The organism is Hymenobacter sp. HSC-4F20, assembly GCF_019599275.1.
Taxonomy (GTDB): domain Bacteria; phylum Bacteroidota; class Bacteroidia; order Cytophagales; family Hymenobacteraceae; genus Hymenobacter.
This window is the reverse complement of record NZ_JAHZTD010000001.1, coordinates 823,551-846,093: the sequence shown is the minus strand read 5'-3', so window position 1 is coordinate 846,093 and position 22,543 is coordinate 823,551. Positions and strand designations below refer to the sequence as shown.

Annotated in this window: 19 protein-coding genes; 17 read left to right on the top strand and 2 right to left on the bottom strand. The window is 60.4% G+C overall.

Annotated features, from left to right (window positions below; all coding sequences use genetic code 11):
* The first annotated feature begins 10 nt into the window (after positions 1-10).
* The 8 genes from K3G63_RS03605 (at position 11) to eutC (ending at position 9,784) form a co-directional block, all read left to right on the top strand.
* The gene (locus tag K3G63_RS03605) at positions 11-1,507 is read left to right on the top strand and encodes an efflux transporter outer membrane subunit (protein WP_220612717.1); all 1,497 of its coding nucleotides are present in this window, start codon (positions 11-13) and stop codon (positions 1,505-1,507) included.
* Positions 1,508-1,653: 146 nt separating this feature from the next.
* Positions 1,654-3,444, top strand: coding sequence for a S41 family peptidase (locus K3G63_RS03600; protein ID WP_220612716.1), 1,791 nt, complete (start codon positions 1,654-1,656; stop codon positions 3,442-3,444).
* A gap of 183 nt (positions 3,445-3,627) precedes the next feature.
* Positions 3,628-4,500, top strand: coding sequence for an aldo/keto reductase (locus K3G63_RS03595; protein WP_220612715.1), 873 nt, complete (start codon positions 3,628-3,630; stop codon positions 4,498-4,500).
* A gap of 191 nt (positions 4,501-4,691) precedes the next feature.
* A complete protein-coding gene (locus K3G63_RS03590; RefSeq protein ID WP_220612714.1) occupies positions 4,692-5,420 on the top strand; it encodes a M48 family metallopeptidase in 729 nt (242 codons plus the stop codon).
* Between the two features lie 131 nt (positions 5,421-5,551).
* On the top strand, positions 5,552-6,898 hold the full coding sequence (eat, locus tag K3G63_RS03585) for an ethanolamine permease (RefSeq protein ID WP_220612713.1): 1,347 nt from the start codon (positions 5,552-5,554) through the stop codon (positions 6,896-6,898).
* A gap of 126 nt (positions 6,899-7,024) precedes the next feature.
* Complete coding sequence (locus K3G63_RS03580; protein ID WP_220612712.1) at positions 7,025-8,407, top strand: ethanolamine ammonia-lyase subunit EutB; 1,383 nt, start codon at positions 7,025-7,027, stop codon at positions 8,405-8,407.
* Positions 8,408-8,505: 98 nt separating this feature from the next.
* Positions 8,506-8,943, top strand: a complete 438-nt coding sequence (locus K3G63_RS03575) for a DUF1810 domain-containing protein (RefSeq protein WP_220612711.1) — start codon at positions 8,506-8,508, stop codon at positions 8,941-8,943.
* A gap of 64 nt (positions 8,944-9,007) precedes the next feature.
* Positions 9,008-9,784 (top strand): ethanolamine ammonia-lyase subunit EutC, encoded by a 777-nt coding sequence (gene eutC / locus K3G63_RS03570; RefSeq protein ID WP_220612710.1) that lies wholly within the window; start codon positions 9,008-9,010, stop codon positions 9,782-9,784.
* A gap of 191 nt (positions 9,785-9,975) precedes the next feature.
* Here eutC and mgrA read toward each other — a convergent pair whose 3' ends face one another.
* Complete coding sequence (mgrA, locus tag K3G63_RS03565) at positions 9,976-10,968, bottom strand: L-glyceraldehyde 3-phosphate reductase (RefSeq protein ID WP_220612709.1); 993 nt, start codon at positions 10,966-10,968, stop codon at positions 9,976-9,978.
* A 166-nt stretch (positions 10,969-11,134) separates the two neighbouring features.
* On the opposite strand from mgrA, the gene K3G63_RS03560 reads away from it, so the two are divergent.
* The 6 genes from K3G63_RS03560 to K3G63_RS03535 all read left to right on the top strand — a co-directional run bounded on the left by K3G63_RS03560 (position 11,135) and on the right by K3G63_RS03535 (position 18,505).
* Positions 11,135-12,004, top strand: a complete 870-nt coding sequence (locus tag K3G63_RS03560) for an AraC family transcriptional regulator (RefSeq protein ID WP_220612708.1) — start codon at positions 11,135-11,137, stop codon at positions 12,002-12,004.
* Between the two features lie 440 nt (positions 12,005-12,444).
* The gene (locus K3G63_RS03555) at positions 12,445-13,305 is read left to right on the top strand and encodes an SDR family oxidoreductase (protein ID WP_220612707.1); all 861 of its coding nucleotides are present in this window, start codon (positions 12,445-12,447) and stop codon (positions 13,303-13,305) included.
* 249 nt (positions 13,306-13,554) lie between these two features.
* Positions 13,555-14,217: a hypothetical protein gene (locus tag K3G63_RS03550; protein WP_220612706.1), complete on the top strand. Its 663-nt coding sequence runs from the start codon at positions 13,555-13,557 to the stop codon at positions 14,215-14,217.
* A gap of 119 nt (positions 14,218-14,336) precedes the next feature.
* Positions 14,337-16,319, top strand: a complete 1,983-nt coding sequence (locus tag K3G63_RS03545) for an AAA domain-containing protein (RefSeq protein WP_220612705.1) — start codon at positions 14,337-14,339, stop codon at positions 16,317-16,319.
* Positions 16,320-16,649: 330 nt separating this feature from the next.
* Positions 16,650-17,570 carry an isoaspartyl peptidase/L-asparaginase family protein gene (locus K3G63_RS03540; RefSeq protein ID WP_220612704.1) on the top strand — a complete coding sequence of 307 codons (921 nt, stop codon included), beginning with the start codon at positions 16,650-16,652 and terminating at the stop codon, positions 17,568-17,570.
* 419 nt (positions 17,571-17,989) lie between these two features.
* Positions 17,990-18,505: a peptidylprolyl isomerase gene (locus K3G63_RS03535; protein WP_220612703.1), complete on the top strand. Its 516-nt coding sequence runs from the start codon at positions 17,990-17,992 to the stop codon at positions 18,503-18,505.
* A gap of 441 nt (positions 18,506-18,946) precedes the next feature.
* On the opposite strand, the gene K3G63_RS03530 is transcribed toward K3G63_RS03535, so the two are convergent.
* A complete protein-coding gene (locus K3G63_RS03530; protein WP_220612702.1) occupies positions 18,947-19,570 on the bottom strand; it encodes an ACP phosphodiesterase in 624 nt (207 codons plus the stop codon).
* 102 nt (positions 19,571-19,672) lie between these two features.
* Between K3G63_RS03530 and K3G63_RS03525 the strand changes: the two genes are divergently transcribed.
* From K3G63_RS03525 to K3G63_RS03515, 3 genes are all read left to right on the top strand, one after another.
* Entirely contained in the window at positions 19,673-20,182 is a 510-nt protein-coding gene (locus K3G63_RS03525) for a pyridoxamine 5'-phosphate oxidase family protein (RefSeq protein ID WP_220612701.1), read from the top strand.
* Positions 20,183-20,358: 176 nt separating this feature from the next.
* A complete protein-coding gene (locus K3G63_RS03520) occupies positions 20,359-21,042 on the top strand; it encodes a spheroidene monooxygenase (protein WP_310794554.1) in 684 nt (227 codons plus the stop codon).
* A gap of 512 nt (positions 21,043-21,554) precedes the next feature.
* The gene (locus K3G63_RS03515; RefSeq protein ID WP_220612700.1) at positions 21,555-22,373 is read left to right on the top strand and encodes a hypothetical protein; all 819 of its coding nucleotides are present in this window, start codon (positions 21,555-21,557) and stop codon (positions 22,371-22,373) included.
* Positions 22,374-22,543: the final 170 nt, after the last annotated feature.

Here is a 22,543-nt window from a genome sequence, read left to right as displayed (position 1 = left end):
CCGCCTTCCCATGACCTTACCAACTTCGATACGCCCCCTCGCCCATCGCCTACTCCCCGCCTTGGCCGCGCTGACCCTGGCGGTTAGCTGCCGGGTAGCGGCGCCCACCGTGCAGCCCGCGGCGGCCACCATGCCGGCAACTTTCCCAGCCACCGCCGCTACCACTGATTCTACCCCCTTGGCCGATCAGCCCTGGCGGCAGTTTTTCGGGGACCGAAACCTGGTGGGGCTCATTGATACGGCTCTGCAAGCCAACCCCGATTTGCGCACGGCTATTCAGCGTATTGAAATTGCGCGGGCCAACCTGCAGGTGCAGCGCGGGGCCCTGCTGCCGACTGTAAATGGGGTAGCCAGCGCCGGCGTAGAGAAGTTCGGTGACTACACCCTCAATGGCATCGGCAACTACGACACCAACCTTTCGCCCAATATTGAGGGTAGGCAGCGCATCCCCAACCCTACCCCCGATTTCTTTCTGGGCCTGCGCAGCTCCTGGGAACTGGACCTCTGGGGCAAGCTGCGCCAGCGTCGGCAGGCCGCTTACCTGCGGGTGCTGGCCTCTGAGAAAGGTCGGCACCTGGTAGAAACGGCCCTAGTGGCCGAGGTAGCGCGGCTGTATTTTAATCTGCTGGGGCTGGATAACGAGCTGGCGGTGCTGGGCAAAAACCAGCGCCTGCAGGAGCGGGCCCTGGAAATTGTAAAGGTGCAGAAGCAGGCCGGACGGGCCAACGAGCTAGCGGTGCAGCAGTTCACGGCTCAGCTACTGCGCACCCGCAGCCTGGAAGCCGAGGCCCAGCAGCGCATTGCCGCCTCCGAAAACGAGCTGAACCGTCTGCTCGGCCGCTACCCCCAGCGCATTGCCCGGGGCCTGCCCATCTTGCAGCAGCCTCTGCCCACCCAGGTGCAGGCAGGCCTGCCCGCCAGCATGCTCCTGCGCCGCCCCGATGTGCAGCAGGCCGAGTTGGAGCTAGTAGCAGCCCGCGCCGATGTATCGGCCGCCCGCGCGGCCTTCCTGCCGTCGCTCACGCTCACGCCCTTTATCGGCGTGAATGCCTACCGTGCCTCCGTGCTGTTTAACTCCCCCGGCTCCCTCGCCTACGGGCTGCTGGCCGGCCTGAGCGCCCCCCTGCTCAACCGCAACGGCCTCAAAGCCGACCTGCGCCGCTCGGCCGCCGAGCAGCAGATTGCCTACAACGACTACCAGAAAGCGGTGCAAACCGGCTTCGAGGAAGTGAGCACCAGTCTGCGCGGCATTGGCAACTACCAGCGCATGTTTGAGCTGCAGCAGCAGGAAGTCGAAGCCTTGAACAAGGCCGTCAGCGTGTCCGATGACCTGTATAAGGCCAACTACGCCTCCTATCTGGAGGTAGTAACCGCCCAGCGCAGCGTACTGGACGCCGAGCTGAACCTGACCAACACCCGCCGCCAGCAGTTCCTCCTGCTCATCGACCTCTACCGGGGCCTGGGTGGCGGCTGGACGCCCGCACCGGCAGCGGAGCCTCAACGGTAGTTACTATAGTCTACTGCGCAACGAGCGGCCTCGTCTGCTGACGAAAGCCGGAAAACAGCAGGGCTACGCCTGAGCATCTGCGCCGTTATTGCAACCTTACCGGGGTAGTGTTACTCTTTTCGGAGCATCACTACCCCGGTTTATTTTTGCTACGCTTTATCTGCCTGCTGCTGGCGCTGGCGCCTCTTGTGGCCGCCGCGGCTCCGTCCCCGCTACCCCTCTCGCCCCGCGAAACCCGCAACCTCACGACCCTAACCAAGCTAGTGGGCGACGTGAAATACTTCTACCCCAACCGCCACACGGCCCGCCTGAGCTGGGAAACCGTGCTGGTGCGCAGTATCCCGGCCGTACGCCGGGCCCCTACCGCTGCCGCCCTGGCCCGTACCCTCGACAGCCTGATTCGGCCCCTGGCTCCAGAGGTACGCATCCAGGTAGCGCCCGCAGCCGCCCCGGTTCCGGCGGCGCCCCTACCGGCGACCCCTGCTTACTATTTCTGGGAACACCACGGGTTAGGACTCGATAAAACCGGCCTGCCAGTAGTGCGGGTGATGATGCGGCTGGCCGGTTTGCCCTACGCCAGTGCTATTAGGCAGGAACCAAAAGCGGTGGTGGACAGCCTATTTCCCGATGGTCAGCACCAGTACGTAGCCGCCCTCACCGATTCTGTGCGCCTGGTGCTACCCCTCGTACTGACCCAAACCCAACACCGGCAGCCGCTGCAGCGCCAACAGGCGCGCCGGGTCCGGCGGCTTATGCCATCCGAGTCCTCCCACCGGCTGGCTACTGTGATGCTCACCTGGAACATTATTCAGCACTTCTACACCTACCGCGAGGTGCTGACCGAGGCGCAGTGGGAGGCCGCCCTAGCCCTGGCGTTGCAACAAGCCGCTAACACGACTACCCAAGCAGAGCTTTTGCAGGCGTGCCGGGTTCTACTGGCCCGCTTGCCCGACCGCCATGTGCGCATGAGCCCCAAAACCCGCACCGGCCTCTCCATTGTACCACCGCCTTGGGCCCTGCAGCTAGCCTGGGTCGAAGGGCAAGTGGTAGTGTGCCAGTCGCCCCAACGGCTGCGGCCGGCGTTGGCACCGGGCACGGTGGTAACACAAGTTAATGGCCGCCCCGTAGCTGAGCTTCTGACGGAACTTGAGGGTACCATTCCGGCCACCAGCCCCGCCGTAGCCCGGCAAGTAGCCACCGAAGCCCTGCTATCTGAACTGGCAGCTACAGCGTCCACCGCGAACCTAACCCTGCAGGACAGCTCAGGGGCTTCGTATTCTTATTCCCTCGCTTTCAAAACGGTGCAGGGCAGCCTGTACAATCAGTTGCCGCCGGTACAGGAGGTAGCACCCGGCTGCTTTTACCTGGACGCCAACCGCCTGCGCTACGCCGATTTCCGACGGGCCTTGCCCCAACTGCAGGCGGCGCGGGCTTTGGTAGTGGATATCCGCCAGCGTCCTACCTACGATTTGCTGCGGATACTACCCCACTTCTCCCCTCAGCCCCTTCTGCCCGACAGCACGGCTACCCCCGTGCTTCGGCAACCCAATTTCTACCATGCCGCTTTTCGCGGAGCTACCGCCCGGGCCCAGGCGCCGCAGCTGCCGCTCCTCCCGGCTCCAAAGGCCTTCTTGGTGGGCCCCCACACCTACAGTTACGGCGAAACCATTGCGGAGCTGGTGCGCCGTCACCACCTGGGGCTTTTGGTGGGTCAGCCTACCGGCGGCACAAATGGGGAAATGAACTTTGCGGCCGTGGGCCGTGCCTACCTGCTCAGCTGGACGGGGCGGCGGGTTATGCATCGGGGAGTAGGGTATCAGGGCAAGGGCATTGCGCCAGACATTTTGGTTACGCCTACTCGGCAAAACATCCGGCTGGGCCAGGACGCTGAGTTGGCCCGAGCCCTAGAGCGGCTACAGTTATCTGCGCCCCGGTAGCACACGAAAAATAAGCGCAGGTACGGGTACTACCCCGTGTTGAAACAGAGGAGTTAGCCTTCCTAGCAAGCTGAACTACAGGGCTCTTTCAGGTGAACGGTGGGCTAACAGAATCTGGAGAAGGGCTCAACACCGGCGGCCTGCCCCGCGTATTTCCTGCGTCCACCACCAACCACCTTTCTCATGGCTACTTCCCCTTCTCCTGCCACTACCTTCCGCCTGGGCGGCGATTTGACCATCAACCGCATGGGCTACGGCGCCATGCGTATCACCGGCGACGGCATCTGGGGACCACCCCAGGACCACGACGAAGCCATCCGGGTGCTGCAGCGGGCCGTGGAGCTGGGCATCACCTTCATTGACACCGCCGACAGCTACGGCCCCAACGTATCGGAGGAGCTAATTGCCGAGGCCCTGCACCCCTACAAGGCGGGGCTGATTATTGGCACCAAGGGCGGGCTGCTGCGCACCGGCCCCAACCAATGGCCCATTGACGCCAGCCCCAAGCACCTGCGCGAAGCCCTGGAAGGCAGTCTGCAGCGCCTCAAACTGGATAAGATTGACCTCTACCAGCTGCACCGCGTTGACCCCGAAGTGCCGTTTGAGCAAACCCTGGAGTTTCTGCAACAGGTGCAGGAGGAAGGCCTGGTGAAGCACATCGGCCTCTCGGAGGTAACCGTGGAGCAGATTCAGCAGGCCCAGCAATACGTGAAAGTGGTGTCGGTGCAGAACATGTACAGCGTAGACAACCGCAAGTGGGAGGCCGAGCTGAACTTCTGCGAGAAAAACGGCATGGCCTTTATTCCGTGGTATCCGCTGGCCGGCGGCAATGAAGAGGCCCTGAGCAAGCTGACCAAAATCGGGCAGAAGTATAACGCCAGCAAGCAACAGGTGGCCCTGAGCTGGCTGCTGCACCGCTCCCCCAACATCCTGCTAATCCCGGGCACCTCCAAGGTAAAGCACTTGGAAGAAAACGTGCAGGCCGCTTCCCTGGCCCTCACCCTGGAAGATATGGCCGAGCTGGAAAACCTCGGCGGCTCACCGGAAGGCGCCTAAGCCGTTTTTCAAAGCCGACATCCTGGTCTGGGGCAGCGCTATCCTTATCCTTGCTCCAAACCAGGATGTTGGCCGGGCTACGGCAGAGGCTGCCCGCTGATAATGCCGTCGAAATCTGCGTGTGGGCTACAGCAGCTTGCGTAACTTGCCGCTATATTGGGCCGTCCGGACCGGGCCCATCGGCGTTACTCATGAATAAAACTGTACAGATTGGTGACCTAGCCGTGGAGGTGGTGCGCAAGTCCATCCGCACCATGCGCGTAACTGTGTACCCACCGGTGGGCCGGGTACGCGTGGCCGCGCCTCTGCGCCTGCCCGATGAAACTATCCGGGAATTCGTGCTTTCCCGCCAGGCCTGGATTCATAGGCACCAGGCCCGGTTTGCCGCCCAGCCTCACGCCCCCACCCTGGCGTACTGCTCCGGTGAGACCCACTATTACCAGGGCCGGCCTTATCAATTGCGCGTGCACGCCACCACAGGCCGGCCCTGCGTAAAGCAAACGGAGGAATATATCCACTTGTTCGTGCGCGAAGACAGCACCCTCACCGACCGGGCCAAGGTGCTTGCTGCCTGGTACCGGGCTCACCTAAAAGAGCAGATTCCGGCTTTGCTGGCCCATTGGGAACCCATTGTGGGGGCCCGGGCGGAGGCCTGGGGCGTGAAGCAGATGAAAACCCGCTGGGGCACGTGCAACATCCAGGCCCGGCGCATCTGGCTGAGTCTGGAGCTGGCCAAAAAGCCCGTGGGCTGTCTGGAGTACGTAGTAGTGCACGAGCTGGTGCATTTGCACGAGCGCCTGCACAACGCCCGTTTCTGGGGCTTGATGGACCAGTTCATGCCCGACTGGCGCCAGCACAAGGCCGCCCTGCAGGCTCACCCCACCGGCCAGGAATCCGGCGCCGGCCCCGATGCCGATTAAACAGCCGCCCAGCCAGATCCGGCCCGGCAGTGAGAGCGGGCTTAAAACCAGGCCGCCGCTATTTCGCCCTAACGAGCTGGTTTACAGCAGGCATCTGCTACATTAGGCACCAGGACTATTCCCGGCTGCCTATGCTACCTGACTCCCTCCCTGCGCCTACCCTCCAGAAAGCACTTACGCCCCTGCAGCTGTGGGCTATTGCCGTGGGCCTGGTTATTTCAGGCGAGTACTTTGGGTGGAACTACGGCTGGGCGGTGGCCGGGCCGGTGGGGTTCCTGGTGGCCACTTCGCTGATTACGGTTCTGTACGTTACCTTCATTTTCAGCTTCACCGAGCTGACAGCGGCCATTCCGCACGCGGGTGGGCCGTTTGCCTATTCCTACCGGGCTTTCGGGCCGCTGGGCGGGTTGGTGGCGGGCTACGCCACGCTGGTGGAGTTTCTGTTTGCCCCGCCGGCCATTGCCGCGGCCCTGGGCAGCTACGCCCACTTTCTGTACCCCGTAGTGCCGGTGCTGGGCACGGCGCTAAGCTGCTACGTGGTGTTCATTGGCATCAACCTGCTGGGCATCAAGGAGTCGGCGCGGTTTTCCTTGGTGGTGACCCTGCTGGCGGTGGCCGAGCTACTGGTGTATATGAGCCTGGTAGCGCCGCACTTCAAGGCCGGCAACTTTCTGGCTCACCCCATGCCGGTCGGGGCGGCGGGCATTTTCGCGGCCCTGCCGTTTGCCATCTGGTTTTACCTGGCCATTGAAGGCGTAGCCATGGTGGCGGAGGAAGTGCAAGACCCCCGGCGCACTATTCCCAAGGGCTACCTCTGCGGCCTGGGCACACTCGTAGTACTGGCCCTGGGCGTAATGGTGCTTACGGGAGGCCTCGGCGACTGGCGCCGGCTTAGTTCCATCGACTATCCCCTGCCCGAAGCCTTGGGCATGGTGCTGGGCCGCCAGAGCCGCTGGACGCAGTTTTTTGCCAGCATCGGGCTGTTTGGGCTGATTGCTTCATTTCACGGCACTATCATTGGCTACTCCCGGCAGGTGTTTGCCCTGGCCCGTAGTGGCTACCTGCCCGGCTTTCTGGCCCAGCTAAACCCACGTTTCCGCACGCCGCACTGGTCCCTGGTGGCCGGCGGCGTAGTGGGCGCCGGGGCGCTGCTCACGGGCACCACGGCCCAGGTGATTATCCTGTCGGTGCTGGGGGCCGTGGTGATGTACGCTATGAGTTTGCTTAGCCTCTTTGCCCTGCGGCGCAAGGAGCCCCATCTGGAGCGGCCGTTCACGGCCCCGTTCTATCCCTACTTTCCGCTGATTGCCTTGGTACTGACCTTGGTCAGCCTGGCTGCCATCATCTATTACAACTGGTGGCTGAGCGTGCTGTTTTTTGCCCTACTAGGGGTAACCCTGGGCGTATACGTACTGCTGGGCCGCCACCGCCAGCCACTGCCCACCGATGCGCTGCTGGCTCCGACAGAACTGTTGTAGCAAGGCGCAGCGGGTTTTCCTGCCTGAACGATGGAGCCGCCCAGCCTACACCCACCATCAGCGGGCAAGCAGCCAGGAATACAGGTCTTTATCGTCAGTCAGTTACTCACTCCTTCTTGCCGCCGTATGTCCTACCAGCACACCATTCGCCAGCGGGTGTATACGTTTCCCGACCTGAAAACCCTGCTGGCCAAAGCCTCGCCCCTGCGTTCCGGCGACGTGCTGGCCGGAGTGGCGGCCGAAACCTACGAGGAGCGGGTAGCGGCCCAGCTGGCCCTGGCCGACGTACCGCTGCGTCAATTTCTCAACGAAGCTCTTATTCCGTACGAGCAGGACGAAGTAACCCGCCTCATTCTCGACACCCACGATGCCGCGGCCTTTGCCCCCATCCGCCACTTTACCGTGGGCCAGCTACGCGACTGGCTTCTCTCCGAAGCAGCCGATACGCTGGCGCTGCAGCAACTCGCTGCGGGCCTGACGCCGGAAATGGTTGCGGCCGTGAGTAAGCTGCTGCGCAACCAGGAGCTGATTGCCGTGGCCCGCCAGTGCGAGGTAGTAACCCGCTTCCGCAACACCCTGGGGCTGCGCGGCCACCTGGCCACGCGCCTCCAGCCCAACCACCCCACCGACGACGCCCGCGGCGTTGCCGCCAGCCTAGTGGATGGTCTGCTCTATGGCAGCGGCGACGCTGTGCTGGGCATCAACCCGGCCACCGACCACCCCGGCGTGGTCCGCAACCTGCTGGAAATGCTGGACACCGTGCGCGAGCAGCACCAGATTCCAACCCAAACCTGCGTGCTCAGCCACGTCACCACCACGCTGCAGCTTATTGAGCAAGGCGCGCCGGTAGACCTCACGTTTCAGTCCATAGCCGGCACGGAGGGCACCAATGCCAGCTTCGGCGTAAAGCTGGCGCTGCTGCAGGAAGCCTACGAGGCTACCCTGAGCCTACACCGCGGCACCGTGGGGCAGAACGTCATGTACTTTGAAACCGGCCAGGGTAGCGCCCTGAGCGCCGGTGCCCACCACGGCCTCGACCAGCAAACCTGCGAGGCCCGGGCCTACGCCGTAGCCCGGCACTTTAAGCCCCTGCTCGTCAATTCCGTGGTTGGCTTCATCGGGCCCGAGTACCTCTACGACGGCAAACAAATCATTCGGGCCGGGCTGGAAGACCATTTCTGCGGCAAGCTCCTGGGCCTGCCCATGGGTGTAGACGTGTGCTACACCAACCACGCCGAAGCCGACGAGGACGACATGGACACGTTGCTAACGCTGCTGGGGGTGGCGGGCTGCACCTACATTATGGGCGTTCCGGGTGCCGACGACATCATGCTGGGCTACCAGTCGACCTCTTTTCATGATGCCCTCTACCTGCGCCGTACCCTGGGCCTGCGCCCTGCCCCCGAATTTGCAGCCTGGCTTCAGCAGCAGGGAATCTTCGATGAGCACGGGCAGCAACTGCCCGCCGCAGCGGGGCACCGACTCCTACAGGCTGGCTTCGGCCGCTAGGCCGGTGGCCTCACGAAGCAGAGCCCGGAAAACAGCTTTCCCGCCCCCTTTTCCGTAAAGCGGTTGGTGAATTCCTCCGCTGAAAAACCCGCCGATCCATGACCAGACCAAACACGTTACAACGATTCCTCGACGCCCAGAAAACGGCCTACCCTGCGGCACTAGCCGAAATCAAACGCGGAAGGAAAACCAGCCATTGGATGTGGTACATCTTCCCGCAGATCCAGGGGCTGGGCTTCAGCGAAACTTCCCGGTTTTACGGCATCAAAGACCGTCAGGAGGCGGAAGAATACCTACAGCACCCCGTTCTTGGGCCTCGTTTGGTAGAAATATCCCAGGCTCTGCTAGCCCTGCCCGGCACCAACGCCACCGCCATCTTCGGCAGCCCCGACGACGTGAAGCTGAAATCCTCCATGACGTTGTTTTCCTGCGTGCCCAACGCCGACCCCGTCTTTGAGCACGTGCTGGACAAGTTTTTCCACGGAGACCCGGACGGCAAAACCCTGCAGCTCCTTCTGTCGCCAGGCACAAACTGAGCGGCCTTGCTGACTCCAGGTATGCCCTTGCGGCTTTCCTCTCACGTAGTAGCGTGCCCCTCCCATGCCCGACCGCCTCCCTACCGTCCCTACCCCCGCTCCGCCCGCCGACCCCTGGGCAGGCTTACGAGCCTTTACCGCCGCCCGCATTGCCCTCGGCCGTACCGGTACGAGCGTACCGCTGCGCGAGGCGCTGGCGTTTCGGCAGGCGCACGCCCACGCCCGCGACGCCGTGTACTCGGAGCTGGAAAAGGAGCGGCTGCTAACCGAACTACAGACGTTTCAGTTGCCTGTGTGCCACGTGCGCAGCCAGGCCGGGAGCCGCCAGCACTATCTGCAGCGTCCGGACCTGGGGCGCCACTTACACGAGGATGCCCGCCGCACGCTGCTGGCAGCGGCCCCGGCGGCGGCAGCTGTCGCCGTTATCCTGGCCGATGGGCTGTCGGCGGAGGCTCTGAACCGCCACGGCCTGCCTCTGCTGCAGCTTCTGCTCCCGAAACTGCAGCAGGCTGGCGTTCAACTTGCTCCGCTTGTTTTGGCCGAACAGGCGCGGGTAGCCCTCAGCGACGAAATCGGGGCGCTGCTGCGTGCTCAGTTGGTGCTTATCCTTATTGGCGAGCGGCCCGGCCTCAGCGCCCCCGACAGCCTGGGCGCCTACTTCACCTACGCCCCCCGCCCCGGTCTCACCGACGAAGCCCGCAACTGCGTTTCTAACATCCGGCCCGAAGGCCTGTGCTACCCCGCAGCTGCCGATAAGCTGTTTCAGTTGCTACAGGAGTCCCTGCGGCGGCAGTTGTCCGGCGTGGCGCTCAAGGATGAAACGGGGCTGCTTGGAGAGTAAAGCCCGGCTACACCAGTGAAATAGTACTATCTCTATCCTGTTGAGCTTGCTGCAGCATCTCTACAACTGGCAAGTTCCTGAGGCTTGCTCAACGAAGTGGTAGAGATGCTTCACCTTCGGCCGTGCCCCCTTATGCGCCACATGCTCAGCGTGACACATGGGTTCTAGCTACCAGACAAAATCCCGACTACCTACTTCTTCAAAACATCCTCAATTCGCGCCAGCTCTTCCGCGCTGAACTGCAGGTTATCCAGGCAGCGCAGGGAGTCGGAGAGCTGGTCGGGTTTGCTGGCGCCGATGAGTACGGACGTCACCCGCTCGTCGCGCAGAATCCAGCTCAGGGCCATTTGGGCCAAGCTCTGGCCGCGCTCCTGGGCCAGGGAGTTGAGCTGCTGTACTTGATTAAGGCGCTCGGGCGTGAGCTGATTTTCGGTGAGGAAGCCTACCCCCTTGGCCACGCGCGAATCTTCGGGAATGCCGTGCAGGTACTTGTCCGTGAGCAGGCCCTGGGCCAGGGGCGAAAACGGGATGCACCCTACCCCTTCCTCACCCAGCAAGTCCAGCAAACCGTCTTCCACCCACCGCTCAAACATCGAGTACTTGGGCTGGTGAATCAGGCAGGGCGTGCCCAGCTCGCGCAGAATCCGCATGGCCTCGGCGGCCTCCTGGGGCTGGTAGTTGCTGATGCCCACGTACAGGGCCTTGCCCTGGCGCACTACCTGGTCGAGGGCGCCCATGGTTTCTTCCAGGGGCGTGTCGGGGTCGGGTCGGTGAGAATAGAAGATGTCCACGTACTCCAGCTTCATCCGTTTGAGACTCTGGTCGAGGCTGGAAATAAGGTATTTGCGGGAGCCCCACTCGCCGTAGGGCCCTTCCCACATGTGGTAACCGGCCTTGGTGGAGATGATGAGTTCGTCGCGGTAGCCGCGGAAATCCTCTTTCAGAATGCGGCCGAAATTGGTTTCCGCCGAGCCGGGAGGCGGACCGTAGTTGTTAGCCAGGTCGAAGTGGGTCACGCCGCTGTCGAAGGCACGGTGCAGGGTAGCGCGGAAGTTCTGGAGCACGTCCACGTCGCCGAAGTTGTGCCAGAGCCCCAGCGACACGGCCGGCAGCTTCAGGCCACTGCGGCCGCAGCGGCGGTATTGCATGGAGGAATAGCGGGTAGGGTTTGGCTGGTAGGGCATGGGTAGGAAAAGGTAGATACCGTTAGGGCGGCAAGTACGCAGGAAGCCGGAAATACTTCGTACGGTGCCCGGAGTTTTTGCGCCGGCCAGCCTACTTTTCCCGACCTTTTGCCCGCCAACCCGGCCCGCGCCAGGCCCTACCCCCTCCCTCTGCCCCAACCGCCCGATGAGCACTCTGATTCCGACCTACCGGCTGCAGTACTTCGCCCGCCCCGACGACGAGGCGGCAGACGTGTTTTTCCTCGACGAGCACACGCACACCGGCGGTCCGCCCCTCGGGGTGCCGTACCGGGGCAACTACTACAAGATTGGCATCTGCCTGCGCGGCACGGCGGAGTTGAAAGCCAACCTGGAAACCTACGCCATTGAGCCCGGCAGCCTGATGCTCATTACGCCCCACATCATCAAGGAATGGACGTCTTTTTCCGCTGACCACGACAGCCTGTCGGTTTTCTTTACCCCGGAGTTTATCACCACCCGCAACCACATTCCCGTTGATCATTTTCAGTTTCTGGAGAATGCCACCCGTCATGTGCTACCGCTTGCAGACGCGGAGGCGGCTAGCATCACGGCATCGTTGCGGCTGTTGCAGCAGAAGTTTCAGGCCCCGGCTCCCTACCGCAACCAGGTCATCAAAAGCCTGATTAACAGCTTGCTCTTCGAGGTAGTGGGCCTCTACGACCAGCAGCAGGCGGCGCTCCAGGCCACCCAAACCCGCAGCCAGCTGCTCACGGCCGAGTTCAAGTACTTGGTAAACGCACACAGCACCTCCGAGCGCAGCGTAAAATTCTACGCCGACCATCTGTGCATCACGCCCAAGCACCTCACCGAAACGGTAAAGCAGACCACCGGCAAAACTGCCGGCGAGTGGATTGAGGAAGCCGTGATGCTGGAAGCCAAAGCCCTGCTGCAAAACCAGCAGCTCACCGTAGCCCAGGTCGCCGACCTGCTGCACTTCACCGACCAGTCGGCCTTTAGCCGGTTTTTCCGCAACAGCCTGGGCCTCTCCCCCACGGCCTATAAGCAGGCCAGCTGAGTAGCGGTAGCAAGCTGCAAACTAAAGCTAGTAAGCTAGTTCCCTTCCTCAGATGATTCCGCGCATCAAGCGGCGTGGGGTTAGGGGGGCTGATAGAGTAGAATAACTACAAAAGAACGTCATGTCGAGCTTGTCGAGGAATCTCGCTCGAATCGTTGAGTTAGCACTACAACGTCAGCACGCGAGATGTCTCGACCAGCTCGACATGACGTTATGGCTAGTTGTGATACTGTAGTTGCTCTGATGCCATTGTGTTAAACTTCCCCTTAAACCTAGGCCGCTTGAAGGAACTAGCCTTCTAGTCCTAGATAAAGCGTCCAATACTTCAGGGGCGCCTGCGCTTTCCGCCATTTCGCATAACCTTCCCGCCCTTTTGCCCTTCCCGGCGGCGGCCTCACGGAGCACCTTTGCAGTGTATCCGTCACTCATTTCCATTTCCTATGATTCTGATAACCGGCGCTACCGGCCACATCGGCTCCGTTGTTCTGGAGCAGCTCCTGCGTAAGCTCCCCGCCCACCAGCTCGCCGCCCTGGTGCGCGACGAAGCCAAAGCCGCCCACCTGCAGGCTCAAGGCGTCACCATCCGGGTAGGCGACTACCGCGACTCAGCCTCCCTGGAGCAAGCCATGCAGGGCATCAGCAAAGTGCTGCTGGTATCGGGCGGGGGCGACGAAGACGGCCTGCAGCAGCACTACAATGTGATAGATGCCGCCAAAAAGGCTGGCGTAGGATGCCTGGCTTATACCAGCCGTGCCCTCCAGGACCCCGCTACCCTCACCAACCAACTTATGGTGCGCCACTTCCAGACGGAAGACTACATCCGGGCCAGCGGCCTCTCCTACCTGCTGTTTCGCAACATCCTGTACATGGATACGCTGCCGCAGTTCGTTGGCCCGCAGGTGTTTGACAAGAGCATTCAGCTCCCGGCCGGCCAGGGCCGCGTATCTTTTGCCCTGCGCCGCGACATGGGCGAGGCCATTGCCAACGTCCTCGCCGATGATGCCTGCCAGAACCGCATCTTCACCTTCACCGGCGCCGCTACCTATTCCTTCACCGACGTAGCCCAGGCCCTGAGCGAGCTGTCCGGCCGGCCCGTGGAGTACACGCCCATTGAAGAGCAAGAGTTTATGGCCCGCCTACGTGCCCAGGGTCTGCCTGAGGTAGCCGTAGAGCGCATCACCGGCTTCCTCACCGACATCAAAAACGGCCAGGAATCCACCGTCACCACCGAACTGGCCGACTGGCTGGGCCGCCCGCCTACCCCGCTGAAAGAGGGAGTAAAGGAAATTTTCAAGCTGTAAGGTGAGTTTCACCACACAAAAGCCCGGCCCGAATTGCCGGGCTTTTGTGTGGTAAATGAGCGGCAATTGATGCAAGAAGTGAGGCTTATGTTTTAGCTTTAGGGACAGCTACAAAGCCGCATTACTTGTAAAATTTTCGTGCAGTGGAATAGTAGTTTACTCTACAAGCTTTGCGCGAGGCAGAGCTAGGAACTAATAGCATACTCTGCCCAACATGGTTTCAATACACACTGTTATTACTTCAGCCCCATGCAAAACCAGCTGATTCAAGAGCTGAAAGCCGTACTACCTGATGGGATGCACGTTCCGCTAGCTCTTGCTCAGTTATATGAATGGATTATTGACAAGCAGCTTTATAAGATAACTGAAAATGCCACCTACGGCTTTCTGTATCCGGAACAGGCAATGCAGGATAGTTGGACGGATAGTGCTAGAGAAGGAGGAACCAACATTGAGTTTGTCGCCTCGGGCAACGTCAACCTGAAGTATTGGTTTGGGAAAGAAATCGAGGAAATAAACCGCCGGCTATGCGTCTTTGGTCAAACAGGTAGCGACGGGTCTGAGTGTGCCTTGTGGCTAACAGATAGCGGCCAGACAAAAATTGTTCACTTGGGGTCTGGCTCTGGCTCCACGTTGACGTGTGTTCTAACGGAAGACGCCGTCGACTTTCTTCGACTACTTGCTATTGGCTACGATGAAATTTGCTGGCCCGAAGAGTTTGCCTACCCTCCTAATACACTGAATGACGAGTTCAGAGTCGCGCCCAACACAGCATTTCAGGAATGGGTAAAAAGCACCTTCAATGTTAGCATTCCTCAGAACGCACTAGAAATTATAAAACATCCGGCTAAAATGGACGATGATGCATCGGAGGATGAGTTCTTTAATTGGTACAGAAAATTCCTTGATTAAGTCCTGTGTGCTGTAGAAGCCTACCTTCTATCTGCCCCTACTTCCAAAAATCTCCCCGACCTTCGGCCACCTTATTGCTGTTTTCGTTGTTATCAACGAATCCCAAATACCCAAATCTGTTGGCTGAACAACCTACCTATACTGACCCTTACGCGCTGGAAAAAGAGCTGCGCAAGGTGCAGGCCCTCATGAAGCTCGAGCAGCAGGAGGACCTGGAGCAATTCAAAATCAAAAGCGCCCAGGCCACCATTGCCGAGCGCCAGAAGCGGGGCCTGACCTGGTACCCCGTTAAGATTACCTCCGAGGACATTGGCTTCGGTGGCAAGCTAGTCATTGAGCTGGAGCGCCCGGCCGGAGCCGGCGGGCTGCACCTGTTTCAGGTGGGCAAGAATGCCGCCCTGTTCGGAAATATTCCCGGCCGCGCCGCCACCGACCGCCCTACCCTTTCAGGTGTGATTACCAGCGTCAAGCGCAACAAAATCCTGCTGGCCACTACCAAGGAAGACCTCCCCGATTGGGTGGAGGATGGCAAGCTGGGCGTGGACCTGACCTTTGACGAGGTGAGCTACCGCGAGATGGAGTACGCCCTGGGCAAAGTGATGGGCGCCTACGAAAGCCGCCTGGCGGAGTTGCGCGACGTGCTGCTCGGTGCCAAGCCCGCCCGCTACAAGCCCGAGTCGGAAGCTACCCTGTACTACCCCTCGCCCCTGAACGAAAGCCAGTTGGCAGCCGTGCGCCACGTGCTGGCGGCCCAGGATGTAGCCATTATTCACGGCCCGCCCGGCACCGGCAAAACCACCACCCTGGTGCAGGCCATCCTGGAAACCATCCGGCGGGAGCGACGGGTGCTGGTGTGCGCCCCTAGCAACACGGCCGTGGATTTGCTCACCGAAAAGCTGGCCGAGCGCGGCGTGAACGTCATTCGCATGGGCAACCCTTCGCGGGTATCGGACCTCTTGCTGGAGCACACCCTGGATGCGCAGATTATGGCGCACAAGAGCTACCCCGAGCTGAAAAGCATGCGCCAGACCGCCGAGCAGTACCGCGAGCAGGCCGGCAAGTTCAAGCGTCATTTCGGCTGGGAGGAGCGCGAGGAGCGCCGCCAGCTTAAGGAGCAGGCCCACTTGCTGTTGCAGGAGTCGGACCAGTTGGAGCGCTACATTACGGAGGATCTACTGGAGCAGGTGCAGGTGATTACGTGCACGTTGGTGGGGGCTAGTAACCGCGCCATCCGCCACCTCACCTACGAAACCGTATTCATCGACGAGGCCGCCCAGGCCCTGGAGCCGGGCTGCTGGATTCCGATTACCAAGGCCAACCGCGTGGTGCTGGCCGGCGACCATCAGCAGCTGCCGCCCACCGTGAAAAGCGAGAAGGCCGCGGCCCAGGGCCTGCGGGAAACCTTGTTCGAAAAGTGCATCCGCCGCCAGCCCGAAACGGCCCGCATGCTGGAAATTCAGTACCGCATGCACGAGCAGATCATGGAGTTCAGCTCGGAGCAGTTCTACGAGGGCCGGCTGAAAGCCGCTCCTAGCGTGGCCCACGCCGACCTGCCCGACTACGACCTGCGCTTCGCCCCGGATATGGCCGTGGAATTCCTGGATACGGCCGGCTTCGGCTTCCAGGAGCTGGGCATCGACGAGAGCCGCTCCATTGCCAACCCCGAGGAAGCTGACCTGCTGCTCAAGCGCCTGGCCCAACTCCTGGAGCCCTACGACGCTGCCGACCACACCGAGGACCTGCTCACCATCGGGGTTATCGCGCCCTACCGCGCCCAGATCAACTACCTCAAGGACGCGGTGGAAGACAACGATGAGCTGGCAGGCCTGCTGGAGCACCGCATGCTCAGCATTGGCACCGTGGATGCCTTCCAGGGCCAGGAACGCGACATTATTGCCATCAGCCTCACCCGCAGCAACCCCCAAGGCGACATTGGCTTTCTCTCCGACGTGCGCCGCATGAACGTGGGCATGACCCGCGCCCGCCGCAAGCTCCTACTTGTCGGCGACTCCAGCACCCTGGGCTCCCACCCCTTCTACAAAGCCTTCCTCGACTACGTGGAAAGCATCGGGGCCTACCGCACCGCCTGGGAGCTGCAGTAAGTCAAGTGGTGAGTTTGTGAAATGGTGAGATAGTAAGCTGTCATTGCGAGGAGGCACGACGAAGCAATCCGTCCTTTTCGCAGCAGTACCCCTTAAGAATTGATAAGCCCTTGGCGACTGTGCTAACGTCAAGGGCTTATCAATTTAAAAGGCTTAGCACACGTAGAGGACCGATTGCTTCGTCGTGCCTCCTCGCAATGACAACTCACCACTTCACCACCTTCCTCCGTATTTTCCCCAGTGCCCCGTACTAACACGGAAAAGCCCCGTCAGCCTGAACGGGGCCTTTTTTTGTGCGTACCACCGCTACCACCCTACCCCTTCCCCGCTATGAAAACCTACACCATTGTACTCCACGGCGGCGCCGTAACCATGGACCCCGCCAAGATGACGCCCGATTTAGAAGCCGCCATCCGGGCAGGGCTGCAGGAGGCCTTGCAGGCCGGCTGGGAAATTCTGCACCGGGGCGGCTCAGCCCTTGATGCAGTAGAGGCCGCCGTGCGCAGCCTCGAAGACAACGAGCATTTCAACGCCGGCCGGGGTAGCAGCCTCAACAAGCAAGGCGAGGTAGAGATGGACGCCTCCATTATGGATGGTCGGACCCTGAAGGCGGGGGCCGTGAATAGCGTCAAGTACGTGAAGAACCCTATCAGCCTGGCGCGCACCGTCATGGAAAAGTGCCAGCACGTATACATATCCGCCGAAGGAGCCGTGGAATTTGCCCTGCAACACGGCCTGACCATGGAAGCGGTGCATTACTTCGAGACGGAAAAAGCCCGCGAGGAGTGGCTGGAAATCATTCAGGATGAGGAAAAGCAGCCGCAGGAGCACGATACGGTAGGTGCCGTAGCCCTTGACCAGGACGGTAACTTGGCCGTGGCCACCAGCACCGGCGGCATCGAGGGGCAGTTAAAAGGCCGCGTCGGCGACAGTCCCATCATTGGGGGCGGCTCCTACGCGGCCAACGAGGCCTGCGCCGTATCCTGCACCGGCGACGGCGAAGTAATTATGCGCGGGGCCCTGGCCCACGAAGTGTATGCTCTGGTGAAGTACCGCGGCCTCAGCGCCCCCGAGGCCTGCCGCGAGGCCGTGCAGCTGCGCGACGAAGATTTGAAGGGCGACAAAGGCTTCATTGCCATTGATAAAGACGGCAACGTGGCCATTGAAAGCAACACCAACATCATGCGCTGCGCCTACCGCGTGGGCGAGGCAGAACCGTTTGTGGCCGTCTGGCGCGAGGAAATTAAGTAGCCCGGCATCCCTTCCTCTCCACCTACTAGCCCCCTGAAACATTTTCCTGGGTAGGCATAGCCAATCTTGTTCCGTCGGTGCAAGCCGGTAAATGGCGCGGTGGAAAAGATTGGCCCTACGGCGGTGTTTTGCGCGGTGGTAGCTGGCTGGAGCAGTAGCTGGTCAGCAGCGTAGCCCAGGAGCATTTCGCAGACAGCCAAAGGGGCAATACCCAAAGCAGAGGGCCATTTCCTACCGCCATATAAACGCCCAGCCACTGCCCGATTAAGTGAGGCCAAAATTTTGCAAATGCCCGCTGCTGCCCTGCAAACGCACTCTGCTCCCCCCTGGCACCGACAATTCCGCCCTATTTCCGTAACTAGCCTACCGAAACCCAATTCTCCACCTCCAGCCCCGGACGTCCGCGTCCACCCCGAAGTATGGCTCAAATTAGCGGAAACAAAGTCGTTACCATCACCTACGACCTGAGCGTAACCGACGAAAATCAAGAGAAGGTTCTTGTGGAATCGGCCGAAGAAGACGCGCCGATGGTCTTCCTGTTCGGCCAGAGCGGCCTGCCCGAAGAGTTTGAGCGTCAGCTCGAAGGCAAGCAGGCCGGCGACGCATTCAACTTCAGCCTTACCCCCGACCAGGCCTACGGCGACTACGACCAGCAAGCCGTGGTAGACATCCCCAAGAATGTCTTCGAAATCGACGGTCAGATTGACGACGAGATGCTGCAAGTCGGCAACTTCCTGCCCATGGCCGACAACCAGGGCCACCACATGCAGGGCAAAGTAGTGGACATCGGCGCCGACTCGGTGAAGATGGACTTCAACCACCCCCTCGCCGGCATGGTCATGCACTTCGACGGCAAAGTAGCCGCCGTCCGCGACGCTACCCGTGAAGAACTCGACCACGGCCACGTCCACGGCGAAGGCGGCCACCACCACTAATAATATTGGTGCTTGATTGATAATAAAAACGGGGCCACTTGGCCCCGTTTTTAGTTGCTATGAACTTGGCTTGCTCTGTGTTTATAGTAGGCTGATTTTTTAGTATTTGATGCGCAATCTTACAGCTCGAAACTTTCCATTATGGAAATCCATGAAGTTACCATCGGGGATTTTATCGAATTGAACGGCTTGGTTGGAGTAGTCGTTGGTATTGGGTTCGACGAGGATGCGCCAGAGGCTAGCCATGTTGCCGTTTGGTTTGGAGCCGATGCCCAGCAGCGTATAGCAGAGGGAGGTTCTGAAAACCTTATACCTGAGGTATGGACCGTGCCCGTAGAGTACTGCAAGCGGGCTAACTCACCTATTTTTCGTCATTGATAGCAACGATATATAAGAATTAGGGTAGTTAAGGCCGGTCAATAAAATCAGGCCCGTTAACCACTACTTTGCATCTATCCTAATAACCTCAGCCACTGCCGCCCGCAGCTTCGGCCAGAACTCCTGGAAATCTTGCTCGTACGCGGGCAGCTCCGCCAGAAACGCGGCGCCTCCGGTAGCTAGCACGGCAGCGGCCGGCACCCGGCGCGAGAGTCCCAACAGGGCCCGCTCCAGGCCGGCGGGGTAGGCGTAGCCGGTAAGCCAGTCGTGAAGGCGCATGTAGTGCAGCATTTCCTGCAGGCGCTCGGGTAGCTCCTGGCGGCGCTGGTGGAGCAGGGTGTACAGGCGCTGAGCGAAGGCTGGGAGAGGTTCGGCTGCATCGGAGTGGTAGCGGGCAAAGTCGCGGGCCAGCAGGTGGTCGTACCCGACGTCGGCTACTACCCCCGCCCACTTGCCCAGGCCCGCCGCGCGCAGGCGGGCGGTGGTGCGGCGCACGGCCGGGTGGGCATCGGTGAAACTGTCGATAAAGCGGTGGAGCCGAATGCCTTGCTGCACGGTTTCGGGGTAGGCCAGCAGGCCGGCGCGGCCGCGCACGGCTTCGGCGGCGAAGTTGCCCACTACTACGTCGGCGTAATGCGGGGTAGTGGCGGGAGAGCCGGAAAGCAGCAGGTGAGCGAGGAAGTTCATGGGCGAGGGTACGAGGCGCAAAGATGGGACAACTGAACCTTCGGGCGCGGGCCGCGTATTTCCTGAACCATCCTACTCTACCAAAACCAAAACCTGACCATAATGGCTGAGCAAGTTGCCCAAAGTCACGACGTGACCAAGCTGATCGAACGAATCCAGGATATTAAAATAGCCATGCTGACCACCGCCGACGCGGAAGGTGGCCTGCATAGCCGTCCCATGTACACGCATAAGCCCGAGGCTGACGGCATCCTGTGGTTTTTCACCGAGAAAGATTCGGCCAAGATTTACGAAGTGCGCAAAGACCAGCACGTAAACCTGGGCTACTCCAAGCCCGACGACAACCTCTATGTATCCATCTCCGGCACGGCTTCTGTGCTGACGGATCAGGCTAAAATCAAGGAACTGTGGAGTGAAGGCCTGCGCGCCTGGTTCCCGAAAGGCCCCGAGGACCCCAATATTGCCTTGCTGCGCATTACTATCGACCGCGGCGAGTACTGGGATCAGCCCAGCAACGTGCTGGTGCGCGCCTTCGGCTACGTGAAAGCCGTAGCTACCGGCGAGCGGTACCAGCCCACCGGCGATGAGCACGCCCAGGTAAATCCTAAGTAATTTCTGCTTCTGCATCCTTACGGAAGAAGGGCCGGGAGTAATTCCGGCCCTTTTTCGTTGTTTCGTGCGGCGCTTTCCTACTTGGTAACGGCGGCCACGCCGCGGACGATGGTTCCTGCGGAGGGCGCCCAGATTGTCGCGGAAGCCCGCCGAGTTGTTCTGATACCGTATTTCTGGTGCTTACTACCCTTTCCATTCTTACCCTGCTGCCCAACCAGAAGCGCTGGGGCTTTGCGCAGATGGGCACCGCCCAGGGTCCCCTACGCCAGGTGCCGGGCCTGCAGTTTCAGAAGCTGCTGGGCAGCGGCGCGGGCGGCTTCGGGGCCCTGCCCAACCTGCGGCGCTACGGCCTGATGGCTGTGTGGGAATCGGCAGATGCGGCGGCGGCTTTCTTCGCCGGGCATCCGCTGTGGCAGCAGTATCAGCAGCGCACCGCCGAAATCTGGACTGCCGAACTGACGCCGCTGAAGTCGCATGGCCTCTGGGACGGCGTGAACCCTTTCGCCTACCCCACCGAAGCCCCGGAAGCCATTGCTGGCCCGGTGGCCGTGCTGACGCGTGCCTCCATCCGCCTGCACAAAACGCCCCGCTTCTGGCGCTACGTGGCCCCTACCAGCGCCACGGTGGCCCACGCGCCCGGCGTGCAGGCCGCCATTGGGCTGGGCGAGCTGCCGGTGGTGCGCCAAGCCACGTTCAGCCTCTGGGAGTCCCAGCAGGCCATGCAGGACTATGCCTACCGCAGCGAAAAGCACAAGCAGGTTATTAAGCTCACGCGTCAGGAGAACTGGTACGGGGAGGAGCTGTTCGCCCGGTTTCGGGTGGTGCGTACCACCGGCACCTGGGACGGCCGGGCGCTGTAAGAGGAGGTGCTGGCGTCAGCAACGTTTGCCGGCGGCGCGCCCTGGGGTAGAAGCAGCCCGGCCTCGGTTCTTTGCCGGGAACTCTTACCTCAATTTTACACACCTGCCTGCTTGCCTTGGCAGACGGCTCCCCCAAAGCAAAAAAATGCACTTAACGGGCTAAAAATCGAATTTATCGGGCGCTATCCTCTATTCAGCTACGTTTTCACGGCGCGCCAAGCCTGGGAGCTACTGAGGCCAGTGCGAAGGGCATACCGCAAAGTTTTCTATCTTGGCGAGCTACCATATTATTGCTATTCCCTATGATTTGTACAGTTGCCTCTTTGCAGAAGCGTATTGTTCCCTATTACCGTGCGCAGCCCTCAACTAGTGCAGTTGTTTGGTTTCCTACCTCTATATCACGTAGGCAAAGGGCCATTCCCCGTTTTCGAGGCTAGCTGACGCCCCGAGCAGAACAGGTAGATTTTTACAGAGGACAATCAACAGGGACTTTACGCTAGACTTTGCATCCTATGTATAGCTTCACCCTTATCCCCGGAACCGTTTTTGATGCCGAGGGTGGCCCAGCCGGCGAGCCGTATGCGCCGGGAAAGACCTATTCCTCTACCCGGCATGGCCGCTTCGTGATTGGTAATGTAGGCCCGCATACTAGCCCCGGGCGGTGGCCCTACTCGGTAGTGCCTTGGGGAGCCGATATTCGATTGGACGCGAAGGGCTACGTGGAGGTGTTCATGCAGGGTAAGTGGCAACACTTGCATACGTTGCCGGCTTGGCGGGAGAATTTCTTGCACGCTCCTATGCTAGCCAAAGATGAGCTAATCAACCGGTACGAAGAATTAAAACGGTCGGTAAATCCTGTTTTTGGGCTTTCCGCTGACGCCCCTCTACCCGGCAAATGGAAAAGCAAATTGCCTCCCAAATGGGTTTTTAATGATTTTGGGCAGGTAGCTATTAAGTATTTTATTGATCATAATGGCAACCGTAAGCTTGACACGAAGGTGAGGGCTGGGCAGAAGCGGGAGGGAATTCTCAGCGACTTCCTACACACAACCGCAGACTTTGAAATGGTTAAGATCCTGAACCAGGAGCTACATAGCCAAAAATCCATGCCGCTCGGAGGATCCCATGGCTGTGTGCATATGGTTCCCGATGTAATGCAAAACTGGATCAAGAAAGGTATCTTGAAGGTTGGAGCTGTACTCCAAATACATGAATATGCTGTCACGTTAGTGCCACGCGGCTTTGTGAAACCAGAGGGTACTGTAGGGCAGGAAATTCACTTCTTCCCAGGTGCCAAGAAAATAGCCTTGTACAATGTGGTCAAAAAGTAATGTGTTTATGCAAAAAATCCTGTTCAGCTTAGAGAATGGGGCACCGGTGCTGAGCCTTTTCTTGACGCTGGGCTGCACGGAAAAAAGGGAACCAATTACTGCTAAGGCTACTCCACCTGCTCCGAAACGCACTCCCAGCGTAGTAGAAGTGGTAGGGCACTATGCTGTTC